Here is a 16,851-nt window from a genome sequence, read left to right on the forward strand (position 1 = left end):
GTTTCCCCCTAAAGCGATTCTTTTATGAAGCCGCCTGCTCATTTCAGGTTGTGATTCTCAGCCATTCCGTAATCCTCTGCATTGTCTTCGGACCTTCCAAATCATGATGCAGCTCATGATAGCCACCTTCCACCGCTATGAACGTACATCTATCCCGGTAAGCATTATTCGCAAGCTGACGGCTCGCTTCGAATGAAGTAATGCGGTCAGCCGTTCCGTGCACGATAAGAAGTGGAGCCTTCCACTCGTACGAATGTGCAATTGCCCATTCACCGCCGTCCACGACTGAAGTGAACATAGAAGCGGTAATACGTCCGTGTGACAGCTCGTCACGCGGCGGTGCGGCATACGGATTTCCCGGGCGGTATAAAGCATCCGGTTTCAAGCCGGTCGACTGCGAGAACGTCGGCCACAGTCTGCCGACCGTTCGCGCAAGCTTAACCTTCCATACAGGCGGCTGAAACGACAAGCGAAGCCACGGACTAGTCAACACGACACCTGCAAGCCTCGGCTTGTGCCGAAGTGCATAATTAATAACGACGTTACCGCCCATGCTGTGCCCGTATACGAATAAGGGCAGTGACGGATATCGGCGGGCCGCTTCAGCCGTTATCGCTTCCAAGTCACGGGTAAGATCGGATAGCTTCAGTGCATGACCTCGACGACCTTCGGACTGCCCATGCCCCCGCTGGTCGTAATGAAACACGACGAAACGCGCATCACGAAGCGGCCGGATTATAGCCTCCTGCCTCCCCTTGTGCTCTCCCATCCCGTGAACGACGCATACGACGCCAAGAGGACGATTAGTCAATACGGGCCACTCGGCTGCATGCAGCTGTAGCCCGTCTACCGGACTGGGCATTATAAATGAGACAGGCTGTCTTTGCTGAAAAGCTGAGTTCATTAGCCGCACATCCTTTACCTCTTTTTACTTTCGGTTTAACACTTTTGGATAAAAAGTGCAAGAGATTCATCCAATTGCCTAGCAAGAACAGACCACAGCTTTGCCAATGGAGCTTAATGCGTATACAATGAAGGGCATAGCAGGGATGACACGGAGGCGAAATAATGATTTATGATGTAATTATTATTGGCGGCGGCTCAGCTGGACTAATGGCAGCAGTAGCTGCAAGCTCAGCCGGAGCAAGCGTTCTGCTGCTTGACAAGGGCGATAAGCTCGGGCGGAAGCTTGGCATATCCGGCGGCGGACGCTGCAACGTGACGAACAATAAGGATTTAGATGAGCTCATTAAACATATTCCAGGTAACGGGCGATTTCTATACAGCGCATTGACTGGCTTTGGCAGCAAGGATATAGTCGCTTTCTTTGAAGAGATGGGAATCAAACTGAAGGAAGAGGACAACGGCCGCATGTTCCCTGTAACAGACAAAGCTAAAACGGTCGTCGATGCGTTAATTAATCGAGTCGTTAAACAAGGCGTTACAATTCGTGTTCATTCACCAGTTGATGAAGTTATATATAAAGAAGGGACCGTTGCCGGCGTCAAGCTGCGTTCCGGCGAACGAATCGCTGGATCGACTGTCATTATCGCTTCCGGAGGCAAATCCGTTCCGCACACCGGCTCGACCGGAGACGGCTATGCTTGGGCCGAGAAAGCTGGACATACCATTACCGAGCTGTTTCCGACAGAGGTTCCAATCACGTCGAATGAGCCATTCATCGTCTCGAAGGAGCTGCAAGGAGTATCGCTTCGCGATGTTTGCTTGTCAGTCTGGAATCCGAAAGGCAAGCGAATAATAGAGCATCGCGGCGACATGATTTTCACCCATTTCGGCATCTCCGGTCCGATCGCGCTGCGCTGCAGCCAGTTTGTTGTGAAGGCGCTGAAGCAATATCAAATCGGAAACATCGTGCTAACGATTGACCTTGTACCCGATAAGACAGTTGATGAGGTGTATGCCGAGACGTTGAAGCTGGCGGAGGCCGAGCCTAAGAAGACGATCAAAAACGTACTCCACCGCTATCTGCCAGACAAAATGATTCCACTGCTTCTTGCGAAAGCCGAGCTGCCGGATAAGCTGACGTACGATAATATCCCGAAGCAGCAGTGGATGGAGCTGGCGAAGGTGACAAAAATGTTTCCGCTGCGCGCATACGGCACACGATCGATAGAAGAAGCCTTCGTTACTGGTGGAGGCGTTCATCTGAAGGAGATCGATCCACGTTCAATGGAATCGAAGCTCATGTCCGGTCTTTACTTCTGTGGAGAAGTGCTGGATATTCACGGCTATACAGGCGGCTATAACATTACTGCTGCCTTCTCGACAGGCTATGCCGCCGGCAGAAGCGCTGCAGAACGTGCGCTGATGCAGGTTTGATAAATTTATATGGGCTGTTCTGAGGTCAGTTTCTTCACAACCAGCGGAACAGCCCTTTCTTCTAGGTATGAACATCGCCCGAAATAAAATTATAGGAACCGTCGTCGGGTCTAAATCTATCTTCCTCATTACCGTCATCGTCGCGGTTGCGAAGTCCCGCCCCTTCATCTGCATAAGCCCCGCTGCCGACCGCGTATTCATCCGTCCAATCCTCATTGACAGTATGCGCGGGTATCGGAATGCTGTCCATTCCGTACGCAAGCCCCGTTACCGCAGCCGGATCGAGCGGATGCTCCTCTACCAGCTCTCCTCCATGCGCCATCGCAATCTCCAGCGCTGACGTCAAGTCACTTCCTTCCAGATGAATATGAATGCGCCCTCCTTCATGCGCAACCGGATCGTAACCAAGCTCGCGAAGTGTCGCAATTGCATTCTGTGCACTCACATGATCGGCAAATTGAAATAAAAGCGCGGAGCCGTTCGTGCTTTCCATACCTATTCTCACTTCCTCCAGCATGCGTGTATTCATTGCCGCTGCCGCTCATGTACTCCAATATCGTACGAGCGTCGGCGCAGTCATCTTACGTTGCCCGTCACTCCCCACTTTTATCCATAGAACCGCATAAACGTAAAACTGATGGTCAAAAAAATCTAAATCCGTCCATCAAATGTTACAAATAATTATTCATTTATGTCATGTAATATAACATTGAAAATGATACAATCAAATCAGATTAAGAAAAGCGGATTAGAGTTACTTATCCTGACGTAAAGAGGTGTCAGTGCATGTACGACGTTTTCTCGTTTAGTTCAGACCCGATTCTAATTATCGATTGTTCGCCAAATACAGTTCAATTAGTCGATATGAACGACGCTTTCTGTCAATGGAGCGGTTACAACAAGGAGCAAGTGCTCGGCATCTCTCCATCCCAATTTGTAGTCGCCGACGTTGGGACTAACGAGCCGTTCGAGCGACTTGAGGAATGGGTACAGCCGAAGGCAGTTGTTCCTTGGTGCCGTATCCGTTCCAAGAGAGATATCGAATTCGACGTTCGCTTGGAAGTGATTCGAATTAGCAGAGCGGACATCAGCGGCAGCCGATATGCAGTTATAATGCATGACATAACTGAGCAGCAATGGATCGACTCTGTCATTCGCGGAGAACGGGCGGCTGCATCCATCATTCTCGACAACGAGATGACAGTGCAGGCTATTACAAGCTACATGACGCCAGTGAAATACGACGCCTCGAGCTTTCTGTGCCAGCCAGCCCTTCAATTCGTATCGTTAAACGACAGAAGACATGTGAAACGGGCAATCGACTATTCATCAGCCAACCGGAAGCCGCATCCCTGCATCTTCAGTCTTCATATCGAAGACCATAGCTATACAGCGCGCGCATTGTTTATGTCCTTCCGTCGTTGGACAGGTGAGGTGAGGAGCAGCGCCGTCGTCCTGCTCCATTTGGAGCCGAAGCAGTTGGAGATCGACTCCTCCTTCAAGCTGAGACTGCTCATGACTGAGAAGAATGTGTCGGTTACCGAACTTGCGCGTTCAACACATATCTCGCTTACAACCATATCCAAAATACGTAACGGCAAGATCAAGAAGCCTAAGCGGCTGACCGCAAAGCTTATCGCTGACAAACTGGGCGTCGGACCGGAAGAGATCTGGGGCCCCTATAGCTTTAGCATATAATACAATCCCCCGGATTCCGGGGGATTGTTGTTTGCCGATAAGAAAGCCGCCCCTTCGGAGTCTAGTCTCGAAAGAGCGGCTTGTATTAGGGTGCGCCTTAATGTGCGCGAATGATATAAGAGTCTGGAATAGATACTCGTTGATTAGTTGCGGTATGCGGCAAGTGCTGTGTTCAAGCTGCGCGTTTGCTCGTATACTTGCTGGTAAATGCGGAACAGACCTGCATACGTTTCAACCGTCTCCGGATTCGGAGTATACGATGCGCCGCGTTTGACGAATTTATCCGCGCATGCGTCGAGACTTGCAAACCAGCCGCAGCCATAGGCTGCGAGCATCGCTGCGCCGAGACCCGGGCCTTGCTCATTCTCAAGCGCAACAACCGTCGCGTTGAAGATGTCCGCTTGCATTTGCAGCCACACCGGATTTTGCGCGCCGCCGCCGATCGAAATAACGGTTTCGATTTTTTTGCCGGCTTTACGGAACAGGTCAACGGACTCGTTAAGCGAGAACGTAATCCCTTCCATTACCGCACGAGCAAAATCGATCCGGCGGTGCGAGCCGTCAACACCGATAAAGCTTGCGCGGATTTGTGCGTCTGCATGCGGAGTACGTTCACCGACGAGATAAGGAGTGAACAGCAGACCGCCTGCACCCGGCTTCACTTCGCCAACGCCTTCCAGCATTTGATTGAACGATTCGCCTGGCGCGAATGTGTTCTTGAACCAGCTCAAGCTGTATCCAGCAGCCAGCGTAACGCCCATCGCGTAGAACGCATTTTCTTTGCCGTGGTTAAAGAAGTGAACTTTACCTGCGAAGTCGGCATCCTTGTCGTTCTCGTAGTTGAGAATAACGCCGGACGTACCGATGCTCGAGAGCGTCAGACCTTCGGACAGAATGCCCGAGCCGATCGCGCCGCACGCATTGTCTGCACCGCCAGCGAATACTTTAACCGAAGCCGGAAGACCGGAACGTTCTGCTACAGCAGGCAGCAGCGTGCCGACTAAGCCGTGCGACTCAACTAGCGGTGGACAGAACGATGCCGGGAGCTCGAATGCAGCCAGCACGTCGCTGCTCCATTGCTTGTTCGCTACATCAAGCATCAGCGTGCCTGCAGCGTCCGAATAATCCATATGCAGTTCACCAGTCAACCGGTAACGCACATAGTCTTTCGGCAGCAGAAACAGCTTCGATTGCTCGAATGCTTGCGGCTCGTTCTGACGAACCCACAAAATCTTAGGCAGCGTAAAGCCTTCCAACGCCGGATTGCGAGTAACGCTGAGCAGCTTATCGCCAAGCGTACGCTCGATTTCACGGCACTGTTCCGTCGTACGCGTATCATTCCACAGAATCGCATTGCGCACCGGGTTGCCTTCCGCATTCAACAGCACGAGACCGTGCATTTGACCCGAGAAGCTGATGCCTTCGATTTCAGCAGGATTGACGCCTTCAGCGCTGGACAGCTCCTTCAAAGCTTCAATCGTTGCTTCTACCCAATCGTCCGGCTTCTGCTCGCTCCAGCCGGAATGCTCATGGAACAGCGGATATGCGCGCGAGGCTTCACCGCGGACCGCACCTTCACGATCAACAAGCAGCGCCTTGACGGCGCTCGTTCCGAGGTCAATACCGATTACATAACTCATCGTCCGACAATGCTCCCCTCAACAGTTCAAAAAGCCAGCTAAATAGCCGACTTTTTGAACTTGAATTATGATTGGCGAGACCGTATTCAGGCCTCGAGATTCAATAGATATTTTATACGCTGAAGATTACTTCGCTCAGGAGCAGCTTGATGCGCTCTTGACGGCCCGATTTGTTGACGATCGGGTTGTTTTGCAGCGCGTATTGCTCCAGGGAAGCCAGCGTTGCTTTGCCGGAAACGATATCAGCACCGATGCCGGATTTGAAGCTTGCATAGCGCTCTTCTACTACGCTGTCGAGTACTTTGTTCTCGATCAGTTTCGCAGCTGCTTTCAGACCCCATGCGAAGCTGTCCATACCTGCGATGTGAGCCAGGAAGAGGTCCTCCACTTCGAACGAACCACGGCGTACTTTTGCGTCGAAGTTTACGCCGCCACGGCCCAGGCCGCCTGCTTTGAGAACTTCATACATCGTAAGCGTCGTGGAGTACAGATCCGTAGGGAACTCGTCCGTATCCCAGCCAAGGAGCATGTCGCCTTGGTTTGCGTCGAGCGAGCCCAGCATGCCGTTGATTGCAGCAACGCGGATTTCGTGCTCGAACGTGTGACCAGCAAGCGTAGCATGGTTAGCTTCAAGGTTCAGCTTGAAGTGCTCTTTCAGGCCATAGTTTTGCAGGAATGCAATCGTCGTAGCCGCGTCGAAGTCGTATTGGTGCTTCGTAGGCTCTTTCGGCTTAGGCTCGATCAGGAATTGTGCGTCGAAGCCGATTTCTTTCGCATAAGCGATAGCCATATGGTACAGACGAGCCAGGTTGTCCAGCTCCAGCTTCATGTCCGTGTTCAGAAGCGTTTCGTAGCCTTCACGACCGCCCCAGAATACGTAGTTTTCAGCGCCGAGCTCTTTACCTACTTCAAGGCCTTTCTTCACTTGTGCTGCAGCGTAAGCATATACGTCAGCGTTAACTGCCGTACCAGCGCCGTGAACGAAGCGAGGGTTCGTGAACATATTTTGCGTGTTCCAGAGCAGCTTTCTGCCGGACGCTTTCATGCCGTCTTTGAGCAGAGCGACGATAACGTCGAGGTTTTTGTTCGTTTCTTGCAGCGTTTCACCTTCTGGAGCGATGTCGCGGTCATGGAAGCAGTAGAACGGAATGTTCAGCTTGTCCATGAATTCGAAGTTTGCTTCTACGCGAGCTTTCGCCAGGTCGAGACCGCTCAGTTTATCCCAATCACGAACTGCCGTACCCGCACCGAATGGGTCCGTGCCGTTAGCCGTGAAAGTATGCCAGTATGCAACTGCATAACGGAGGTGCTCCTCCATTGTTTTGCCAAGTACAACTTGTTTCGGATCATAATGTTTGAATGCAAGCGGATTGTCGGAGCCTTTGCCCTCGAATTTGATTTGCGGAATGTTAGCGAAATAAGCCATCGTTAACTTATCCTCCTCAGTATAATTTAGTGCAAAACTGCGATGCCTGCACATCGGCCTCTTAGATCGATCCGACCTTCGTTACCGAATGCATTGCGGTGTTCTAACGACAGCATACCACTCCGGAACTTGGTTTGTCTATTAAACAAACTAAGTTTTTGAACAAATTTTTTTTAATCTGTTTTTGGAGTAACATTTGTTATATCTGTCGTATTGTAGCCGCTAAAAGTTCTCTTCATACACCACTTTATAAATTGACTTAACGTTCTTCTTTACTATGTCGATCGGATCTGGCGGGCATACCGTTCTATTGTTGCACTTTCATTCGATAATCATTACCGCACGACTAATTAATGGCCCTGCACAGCGCTTACTTCGTTTAATGACTAAACAAACCTAAGCGGTTATGCTACAATAAAACCACTATTGTTGCAGAGGATGTAAAAATATGGCGAAACCAAAGCCGACAGGCGACCAAACCATGATAAAAAAAATAAATACGGCGATCGTATTCGACTCTGTGCTGAAAGGCGGACCTTTGTCAAGAGCGCAAATTTCCGAGCAGACGGGGTTGAACAAGGCGACCGTATCTAGTCTTGTCATGGACCTTATCGAAGCGCAGCTCGTTGAAGAGATCGGGCAAGGCGAATCAAAAGGCGGACGCAAGCCAGTCATGCTGTTATTCAATGCGCAGGCAGGCTATGCGATTGGCATCGACCTGGGGGTTAACTATATTAGAGGCGTGCTGACTGACCTGCGCGGCAATGTGATCGAGGAACGGCAGTGGTCAATGAAGCGTCCCGATATGGCATCCGGCTTAAAGCAGCTGACAGAATGCATCGAGAAGCTAATTGCTCTTGCGCCAGCCAGCCCTTACGGAATCGTCGGCATTGGCATCGGAGTGCCGGGCATTGTCGATGACAAGGGCGCCATCCTGTTCGCTCCTAACCTGGAATGGGATCGGGTTGAACTGCAAAAGCTGGTTGAGGATAAATTCAACGTACCTGTTACGATCGATAACGAAGCGAACGCCGGTGCGCAAGGTGAACAGAAGTATGGAGCAGGACGCGGTATATCGCATCAGATTTATGTAAGTGTCGGAATCGGGATCGGAACCGGGATCATTTTGAACAAAGAGCTGTATAAGGGGGCCTCCGGCTTCTCCGGGGAGTTAGGCCATCTATCGATTGAGTATAATGGCAAGCCATGCCGCTGCGGCAATCGCGGATGCTGGGAGCTGTACGCCTCCGAGAACGCACTGCTGGACCGCGCCTCCGAGATCGGACTAGAAGGCGAGCTCGACAGTCTTGTCGCGGCAGCGGAAGCCGGCGACCAACGTGCGATTGAGCTGTTCCACTCCATCGGAAGCTATCTGGGCGCCGGCATTGCGAACATTGTCAACGTGTTCAATCCGGACGTCGTCATTATCGGCAACCGCATCAGCCGCGCCAGCCGCTGGCTTGAAGCCGCTGTACAGGAAGCAGTCGATCAGCGCACGCTCTCGTATCACCGCGAACGGATGCGCATCCTATTCGCTGAGCTGCAGGACCGCTCCGCCGTCCGCGGCGCCGCCTACTACGCCATCAACACCTTCCTCGGCAAAGTACGGAATGTCGGGTGATTAATCGCCATCGGCAGCGCCGATGGCGGCTTTTGTGTTGCTTGCTTTTAGTTCGCTACAGGCCCCTGCGGCGCTTTAACAGCACACTTTTGGTTCGCTAGCGACACTCCATTACTCCCATGGCGCTCTAACATCACACTTCTAGCTCGCTAGCGACACTTCTGTTACTCCCATAGCGCTCTAACGCCACACTTCTAGCACGCTAGCGACACTTCAGTTACTCCCACGGCGCTCTAACGTCACACTTCTAGCATGCTAGCGACACCTCTGTTACTCCCACGGCGCTCTAACGTTACACTTCTAGCTCGCTAGCGACACCTCTGTTACTCCCATAGCGCTCTAACGTCACACTTCTAGCATGCTAGCGACACTTCAGTTACTGCTCTACAAATATTTCTATCTCCCTTTATTAAATACGGGTATATAAGATTTTATTCGCTTGAAGAATGCATTACGTTTATTGCTTACCGGCGCGAGATATCCTTTAATATAGAGCCTTCTCAATAAGCGTACCGTGTATTGTGGTGTCCACCCCATCCTTGCTGCCAAACTCTCTCCCTTCACCGGACCCCCTAGCTGAATAACTTGACGGAGCAACATTGTCTCCGACCGCGTGAGAGGCACTGACTGCTGATCGGAGCCATACCATTTGCCTAGAATGTGTATGATTAGTTGCTGGCATTTGCGCGGCTGCTGCTCGATGTCGTCCACCGAGAAACGGAACACGATCCAGTCGTCCAGCACCAATCGGTTCTGTCTCATCAAGCCGTCTGCGAACGTTCGACGGTTCACATCTCTCGCATGAGGACCAAATCCATTGATCTCAATACAAAAAAGGTAAGGAGGACGAATATAAGCGAAGTCCAGAAACCGCTGCTGATCGCCGAAATCCCTCACCTCATATTCAGGATGCAAAAAGTCAAAATGCCCGACGGCCGGAAACCACACTTTAGTAGCAAAAAGCTTCTCTGCATACGCATGTCCCTCAGCCAGTCGCCTCTTGGCTTCACCATGCCGGAGCCTTGAATGCTTATCCAACCATTCCTGGTATTCCTTCTCCTCTGCCTATGCCTGTGCCTGTTCTTTCCTCATCAATGAACACCCTCTCTCGCCAAAAATATAATCTGCTGCACTAACACGACAGGTTGCGAGCAAATAAAAACAAAAGCCGCCTCATCCAAGCCCTGTGGCTCGAATAAGACGGCGTATGCTTTACGCGCAGCATTCTACTGTATCGATACTATAAATATATCTTGAATTGGCATAGTGTGTAAACAGATAAATCTCCGCTATCCTCTCGCCGCCCAATTTGCAGCGGCAGCCAGCAGTTGTTGGACAGCCGGATGCTGCAATGATTGAGCCGTATGACCTGGCTGTATGTTCACAATACGTCCTTGACCGTACGTCTGCGTCCACAGCGCCGGATACAGCTGACCCTCGAGCGTATAGTACAGGAGCACATCCCGATCTCCTTGCGGACACTCAACGAACTCATACAGGTAAGGCTCCTCGGCAAGCATGAACGGCTGCAGCGAAGCTCGAAGCTCGGACAACGATCGACGTCTGTCCGCGTCGCTGGTAGCCTCTCCGCTTGCTAGCCCAGTCGGCTGATCCAACGCTCTCTGAAGCTCAAGCGATGTTTCTCCAGCCGATAACCTCGTATGAGGGACTCCCTCCGTCACACGACCTTCCAACGCCCCCGCATGAGAAATCCCGCCAAACGAAAAGTCTGTTATTGAAGCTCCCGCTGGCACGTAAGCAAGCGGCTGAAAATCAGGATGGCTGACGAATCGGCCGCCGAACAGAGCTGTTAGCCTCGGATGATTGGCCAGCGAGATACCGCAGTGGAGGGAGAGAAGTCCACCGCCTCCGTGAACGAACGCCAACAGCGCATCAGCCTGCTCGTCGGTTAGCGTGACTGACCAGCGGTCTGCATACGATACGAGCAGATCAACCTCCGGCGACAGACCTGTCTCTAGCGCTCGCGCATTCTCGGTTGACTCTGTGCTGAACGTGCTGCCAAGCGCGCAGACGATTTCGGCTTCTACCTGATGAAGAGGATGGTAAGGGGCATTCGTATAATCGCCGAATATTATCGCCTGACGCCGCTTCATTACCATGGCAAGCTTATCCCGAATTCTGTATCAATATATGGCGGCTTGCCATCTACATCCGGCCAATCTGCTTCCTGCTCGATCGCACCAAGCACATTGACTGTCGCCTGATCGATCGTCAATCTGGCGGAAGTATTCAGTTCACCGTGTATATAGGTCTGCACCCAGCCCGGATGAAGCACGAGAACTCGGCCTCCGAGTTCTTTAAGCTGGTTGTGAACGAGTGCCGACTGCATATTGACCGCTGACTTCGACATGCAGTAGCCGTACCAATTGTCACGGCCGCAATCTCCGATGCTGCCCGCTTCCGAAGAAATATTCGCAACGATTGGCCGCCCTGAACGGAGAAGCATTGAGAAGAACGCTTGCGTAACACGCAGCGGGCCGAGTGAATTGACGTTGATCACATGAAGCATCTCATCAAAATCAAGCTCGTCCGGCAGCTTACGGTCAATATCGCCAAGTACCCCTGCATTATTGATAATGAGATCAACCGAATCCGTCCACTCGGCCGCTTGTATGGACGCCTTCTTCACGCTGTCATCGCTGCCAATATCGAGCTTAACGATCAGCAGCCCGCCCTCGAACTGCTGCTGCAGCCGGGACAGCTCCTCCGACGCCTCGCGATGTACGCCTGCTATAACACGCCAGCCCCGTTCCAGCAAGCCCTTCACCAGACCGAAGCCGAGCCCTCTTGCCGCTCCTGTCACCACTGCCGTTCTATTGTTAGTTAGTGTCGCCAAATGAATCGCTTCCTTTCGTCAATTGCAGCTTTTACACTTTCATTAACAAATTGTAGCATATGGTGCGGCAGGCTTCCGTGGACAAATTTGATACATTACCGAATTCCGAATTCCCCTTAGTTAAAAAAAGTGCCGACAAGCCCTGTGGACTTCATCGACACTGTATATCACACAAATTCTAAAAGTCACTCATAACTCAATCTAAATCATCAATCATAATATAAGACGACATGTCACCCTTACTTCTAATTCCCCACTCCAAAATCTTCTTTCCCTCCGTCTGCAGACGCTCGATCATCTCCTCGAATGTCTGACTTCCCGCCAGCGCCTCATCCACTTCGCTTCGGAATAGATCATTCATCGCGTTATACGCCTCGTTGCTCAACGCGGCGCCTTTATCGTCAGGCTCATAAGATGGGAGTTGACGATAAACCGATGCAACGAACCGATCGTTAGAGTAATCCGCATACGTTATATTGCTCGGAAAGAAGCTCGTTCCCGTATATTGAACGCCCAGCTTAGCACGCACCTTCGCCACGTAATCACTCATCATGAAGGCGATCATATTCCAGCTTTCCTTCGCAAGCGGTGAGCCTGCCCGTATACTCATCGTAAGAGAAGAGCCCATACCGAAGCTGCGCTGCCGCGTCGCCGCATCGACGGGAGGCGTAACGGCTCCAAGCTTAAATGTTACATCGTCATAAGAACCGTAGCCTGCGATCACCATGCCGGCGCATCCCGCTCTAAACCAATTGGAATTGCCGCCAGCTAAAGCAGTAGGCTGCTCCTGACCGGGAGCCAAGCCCTTTGTTCTGAACGTGTCCATCCGGTAAGCATCAAGAGCCGTCGTAAACATTTGCCGCCAAGAGGGCGTATCCGCCAGCATGATGCCCGTTGAAGCGCGATACGGAAATAAGCCAAGCCCCTCCGTCATGGCCATTAGGCTGACTAATCCGCTCGGACCGGCGAAGTCAGGTAACAATCCGATGACACCGTCCGCATCCGAGCTCGCCTGCGTAACGCGCTGCGCAAGCTTGAGCAGCTCGTCCCACGTCATGTCGTCCCGCGGCGGCTCGACGCCGAGCTGCTGAAACAAATCCTCATTATAATAGAGCAGCAGCACGCTGAAATCGGCAGCCAGCCCATACAGCTCACCGCTGCGTTCATTTCTCATATGCTCCAATACGCCAGGATGAATATGCTGCTCCAATTCCGGGTCAGCCGCCAGAAAAGCCGACAGCTCGCTTAGCAAGCCTTCGTCTGCCAGCGCATGATACATATCGTTGTCCGACAGAAAAATAAGATCGGGCTGCTCCGTCGTAATTAACGTTGTGAGCTGCTGCAATCGTTCCTTGAACGGAAGCTTAACATCGAACATCCCCTCTGTTGGGACTACTTCAACATTAACATTCGGGAACGCGGCCGCTATATAATCGCCGTATGTGCTATAGAAGCTTTGCTTATTGTAATCAAGCACTTTCAGCTGTACTTGTGCACGCTCTTCCTTCCGCTCTTCTGTGCAGCCAGCCGCAACGAATGCAAGCAGCGTTAGAATAAGCCCTAATACGACACAACGTCGCCACCCTCTCGCTCTGCTTTGCCCCCAAGCCCCAAGCCCTTCCATCTGATGTCTGCCTTCTATAAGGTAATCTATAATATCTTTCGATGGACCTAGAGGATTACAAGCATGTGACAAAATACGGCCAATCCATCCCGCATGCCTATCTCCCATCCACCTCTCACCTTCCCAATGAACCTTGTCCCTATCCCGAAGCGTTCCCCTTCTCAATAGCCTGGTCGATAATTTGCTGCCCCTGCTCCTGCATCCGCTTCAGCATTTCGTCGACGGATTGCTTGTCGGCTAGCGCTGCGTTCATCTCCTGCTCCAGCATTCTCCATATTTCATCATAAAAAGCGCTGTTCACCCAGGAAGGAATGCCTTCATCGACCGGTGTAATAGCTGGCATCTGACGGTACAACGCTGCGGCGGCGGGGTCATCCGTAAAGTTCGGATAGGACATATTGCTCGGCATACCGAACCCTATTGAGTGTGCCTTAGCAGACTTCGCTATATAATCGCTCACCATAAATTGAATGAATTCCCACCCGGCTTTCGATTCCGGCGAGCCGGAACGAATGGCAAGCTTCTGATTCGCATAGAATGAGTAGCTCCGCGTCCGCGTAGCCTCATCAACGGGCGGATTGACCGAGCCAAGCTTAAATTTCACTTCATCAGCCTTGTTAGGTCCATAATATTCAAGCGTCATAGCAGCCTTACCCTTACTGAATAGATCAACCGAATTCATCGCTTGCTCGTCATAATAGGTCTCGCCGTCCTCGCTCACTTTGCCTTTCGGCGTCAGAGAGCGGAACGTTCCATTCTTATAGCTGGTCAGCACAGTCGTGAATGCTCTGCGCCACGCCGGAGTATCAAGCGTCATCTTGCCGGTTCCAAGCCGGTACATAGACATCCCCTCAGTAGATCCGATCGCATAAACCATATCAAGCGGGCTTGAGAAGGTCTCGTAATAACCGATCGGGGCGCCTGGCGATGAATCGGCTGCCGTGAATCGGTAAGCAAGCTGCAGAAGCTCCTCCCAGGTCATGCCGTCATGCGGCAAATCAATGCCATACTCCCGAAACAAATCCTCATTGAAGTACAACTGCAATGCACTAAACGTTGGAGCTAAGCCGTATACCTGCCCATCCCGATTCTGTTTCATCAGTTCTATGACGCCGGGATGAAGCTGCTCCTCCATTATCCGGCTACCTTGCATATACGGAGACAGATCGGCAAGCAGCCCTTCATCAGCCAAAGCGCGGTACGTTTCGTCATCCCGCAGAACGATTAAGTCTGGCTGTTCCTTACGAACAAGCTCAATCCATCTCTTATTGCGCTCGGAGACGGACAGTCTGTAATCGGAAGCTTGCTCCGTCGATATGAATTCGATCGTCGTATCAGGAAATGCTGCACTCATATAGTCGCCATACATACGATAGAAGTTTACCTCATCAGTATCTGCTACCTTCAATATGGCCGGCTGTTCCAACGCATTCGGCTCATCTGCACAACCAGCAAGCGAAAGCAGCCCCCACATCAGCAGCAGCGAGCCTATCATCAGTCCGCCCCGCTTCATTGGGTTCGATCCTCTTTCGGTACGGCCGCTGCTTGGCTCAGCGCTTCCTTCAACTGAGCCAGCGCCTGCTCTGCGGTCAGTTCATTGTCGACGACAGCTTTAAACAAAGGTGCACTTAGCTCAATAGCCTCGCTTGCCAGCGTATCATTCGTCTGCTCCACTGCCTCCGTAACCAGCGACAGATCACCCGGAAGCTCCAGATCGTTGCGATAAAACGCAGCCGTTTGCTCCTTCATATCCTCTGGCACATCAGACTCCCTGACCGGTGTATCCGTCATTCCCATCCCGATGAGACGTTTCGCGAATTCACGGCCCGTCATAAATTTAACGAACTCCCACGCCGCCTTCTCGTTGCTGGCCGTAGACGACACAGCATAAATCTCGCCTAAATAGGTATCCCAAATTTGGTTGCCCGGCACCGTCACCGTCATCCATTGCTGCTGCTTGTCACCCTTCCATACTTGGTTAATTTGCTGCATATAATAAGGACCAGCGATAATCATCGCCGCATCCCCCTTCAGGAAAGCGTCCGATGGCGTAAACGACAACGCAGCCGAGTCTGATTGTTCTGGACTGCGGTAGATCCAGCCTTCCCTATAGCCGGCTGCAACCTTATTCCACAAGTCTATCCAAGCGGGCGTATCAACCGTAATTTGCTCCCCTCGCTGCGTATCCGTTTGAAGTCCGCTAGAAATCCGAATATATTCAACGAGAGAATATAAGCTGCTGCCGCTCCACGGATTAGCGAGCAGGCCGGCCGTTCCCGTTCCTTGAAATCTGGCTGCCGTCTCAAGCAGCTCGTCCCACGTCATACCGTCGCGAGGCAGCGGAATTCCGTACTGCTGGAACAACTCCTTGTTCACAAAAACCGCCCTCGTCTGAAATTCAGCCGTCAGCCCATGCAGCTGGCCGCCGCCATACTGCCGGAGGAGCTCGATAATCGGCTGATACATGGCGTCCACATCAACGCCATCCTTCTTGATCAAGACGTCAAGCGGCAGCAGCTTTCCTTGCTGAGCCAGCGTATAATATTGGTTAAGCGATAGCCGCAATATATCCGGCTGCTCCTTGTCTACCCACTCCAGCAGTTTGTCATTGTCTTGCATAAGTGCCGTCTCGATGCTGACAGACGGATGATGCAGCAGAAAAGGACGCGCCTCCTGCATCGTCGTGAAATTATCATATTGCGAAATCATAACCTTCAACGTAACATCCAGATCAGCCAGCGAATCGTTCCTCAGTGCAGCCGGAACGCCGTTATTCTTATCCGGCTGCTTCAGCATCGAGCCGAGATCGTCTCTAAATAGCCACCCACCACCGAGCAGCACGACGAAGGCTGTCAGCGCCGCCACTGTCCGAAACCAGCCTCGCGGTTTACCGTTTCGTTGATCCATTCGGATTCGTTCCCTCACTTTACGTTCGATTTCTGAGGTGAATCCGCCGCTTCTTAGCGGCTGCTCGACAAGCTGCCGTTCCCAATACGGCTGCTGCTCCAGCTCGCTTCTCATGTCCACTCCTCCTCGCCGGTAACGATAGCTCCGTCCACCTTGCCCCGTTCGACCATTTTGCGACTAGCCATTTCCCTGGCCCGGAACAGCCGTGACTTGACCGTTCCTTCGGAGATGCCTAACAGCGCCGCGATTTCTTTCATATGCAGCTGGTGATGGGCATAGAGCAGCAGTACCTCGCGAAGCTTCGCAGGCAGCTCCAAGACGATCGACCAAATGTCGCGAGTCAGCTCCCGATTTATCGCTTCTCTCTCTGCTGAAGGATATGCGTCCATCGCTGCGACCCGATGAGGCTGGAGAATGACCCGGCGCAGCCAGGAAGAGCGCAGCGCGTCTTTAGCCGCGTTGCGCGTAATGGCAAGCAGCCATGTTTTGACCGAGGACTCCCCCCGGTACGTATACAGCCGCTCATAAACCTTCACGAACACATCCTGGGCGATATCGTCGGCAAGCTCGCGGCTTCTCGTCAGAAACAGCGCGTAGTTCCATACATCGCGTCCATATTCCTTCATCAATTCATCCAGCACGGCATCCCGGTCCAAGCCTCCGGTTACATGCTCCAAATATTCGAACGCCAACTCATTCACCTCGACAAGTAGACGATACAATCTGAGAAAAGTTCCC

14 protein-coding genes are annotated in these 16,851 nt (G+C 52.0%); 3 read left to right on the plus strand and 11 right to left on the minus strand.

Annotated elements, in window-relative coordinates; all coding sequences use genetic code 11:
- Positions 1–43 precede the first annotated feature (43 nt).
- Positions 44–904, minus strand: coding sequence for an alpha/beta hydrolase (locus PXY01_RS09785; protein ID WP_127569665.1), 861 nt, complete (start codon positions 902–904; stop codon positions 44–46).
- A 164-nt stretch (positions 905–1,068) separates the two neighbouring features.
- Here PXY01_RS09785 and PXY01_RS09790 point away from each other — a divergent pair, with 164 nt between their 5' ends.
- Complete coding sequence (locus PXY01_RS09790; RefSeq protein ID WP_127569666.1) at positions 1,069–2,340, plus strand: BaiN/RdsA family NAD(P)/FAD-dependent oxidoreductase; 1,272 nt, start codon at positions 1,069–1,071, stop codon at positions 2,338–2,340.
- 61 nt (positions 2,341–2,401) lie between these two features.
- Here the strand turns inward: PXY01_RS09790 and PXY01_RS09795 are convergent, their stop codons facing one another.
- Positions 2,402–2,869, minus strand: a complete 468-nt coding sequence (locus tag PXY01_RS09795) for a hypothetical protein (protein WP_246027860.1) — start codon at positions 2,867–2,869, stop codon at positions 2,402–2,404.
- Positions 2,870–3,126: 257 nt separating this feature from the next.
- On the opposite strand from PXY01_RS09795, the gene PXY01_RS09800 reads away from it, so the two are divergent.
- Positions 3,127–4,038: a helix-turn-helix domain-containing protein gene (locus tag PXY01_RS09800; RefSeq protein ID WP_127569667.1), complete on the plus strand. Its 912-nt coding sequence runs from the start codon at positions 3,127–3,129 to the stop codon at positions 4,036–4,038.
- A 143-nt stretch (positions 4,039–4,181) separates the two neighbouring features.
- Here the strand turns inward: PXY01_RS09800 and xylB are convergent, their stop codons facing one another.
- Together xylB and xylA are read right to left on the minus strand one after the other, a co-directional pair.
- Entirely contained in the window at positions 4,182–5,678 is a 1,497-nt protein-coding gene (gene xylB, locus PXY01_RS09805) for a xylulokinase (protein WP_127569668.1), read from the minus strand.
- A 112-nt stretch (positions 5,679–5,790) separates the two neighbouring features.
- On the minus strand, positions 5,791–7,104 hold the full coding sequence (gene xylA, locus PXY01_RS09810) for a xylose isomerase (RefSeq protein ID WP_127569669.1): 1,314 nt from the start codon (positions 7,102–7,104) through the stop codon (positions 5,791–5,793).
- 448 nt (positions 7,105–7,552) lie between these two features.
- Between xylA and PXY01_RS09815 the strand changes: the two genes are divergently transcribed.
- Entirely contained in the window at positions 7,553–8,725 is a 1,173-nt protein-coding gene (locus PXY01_RS09815) for an ROK family transcriptional regulator (protein WP_127569670.1), read from the plus strand.
- A gap of 396 nt (positions 8,726–9,121) precedes the next feature.
- On the opposite strand, the gene PXY01_RS09820 is transcribed toward PXY01_RS09815, so the two are convergent.
- The 7 genes from PXY01_RS09820 to PXY01_RS09850 all read right to left on the minus strand — a co-directional run bounded on the left by PXY01_RS09820 (position 9,122) and on the right by PXY01_RS09850 (position 16,835).
- A complete protein-coding gene (locus PXY01_RS09820) occupies positions 9,122–9,763 on the minus strand; it encodes a MarR family transcriptional regulator (RefSeq protein ID WP_127569671.1) in 642 nt (213 codons plus the stop codon).
- Positions 9,764–10,014: 251 nt separating this feature from the next.
- On the minus strand, positions 10,015–10,845 hold the full coding sequence (locus PXY01_RS09825; protein ID WP_127569672.1) for a ThuA domain-containing protein: 831 nt from the start codon (positions 10,843–10,845) through the stop codon (positions 10,015–10,017).
- On the minus strand, positions 10,839–11,582 hold the full coding sequence (locus tag PXY01_RS09830; protein WP_164744367.1) for an SDR family NAD(P)-dependent oxidoreductase: 744 nt from the start codon (positions 11,580–11,582) through the stop codon (positions 10,839–10,841). Before PXY01_RS09830 ends, PXY01_RS09825 begins: the two co-directional genes overlap by 7 nt.
- Before the next feature lie 196 nt (positions 11,583–11,778).
- Positions 11,779–13,314, minus strand: coding sequence for an ABC transporter substrate-binding protein (locus PXY01_RS09835; protein ID WP_127569674.1), 1,536 nt, complete (start codon positions 13,312–13,314; stop codon positions 11,779–11,781).
- A gap of 31 nt (positions 13,315–13,345) precedes the next feature.
- Entirely contained in the window at positions 13,346–14,719 is a 1,374-nt protein-coding gene (locus tag PXY01_RS09840) for an extracellular solute-binding protein (protein ID WP_127569675.1), read from the minus strand.
- Positions 14,716–16,227, minus strand: coding sequence for an ABC transporter substrate-binding protein (locus PXY01_RS09845; RefSeq protein ID WP_127569676.1), 1,512 nt, complete (start codon positions 16,225–16,227; stop codon positions 14,716–14,718). The genes PXY01_RS09840 and PXY01_RS09845 overlap by 4 nt, the downstream gene beginning before the upstream one ends.
- Positions 16,224–16,835 carry a sigma-70 family RNA polymerase sigma factor gene (locus PXY01_RS09850; RefSeq protein ID WP_373864289.1) on the minus strand — a complete coding sequence of 204 codons (612 nt, stop codon included), beginning with the start codon at positions 16,833–16,835 and terminating at the stop codon, positions 16,224–16,226. The genes PXY01_RS09845 and PXY01_RS09850 overlap by 4 nt, the downstream gene beginning before the upstream one ends.
- Positions 16,836–16,851: the final 16 nt, after the last annotated feature.

The sequence above is a fragment of the Paenibacillus xylaniclasticus genome, from assembly GCF_004001065.1.
Classification (GTDB): domain Bacteria; phylum Bacillota; class Bacilli; order Paenibacillales; family Paenibacillaceae; genus Paenibacillus_T; species Paenibacillus_T xylaniclasticus.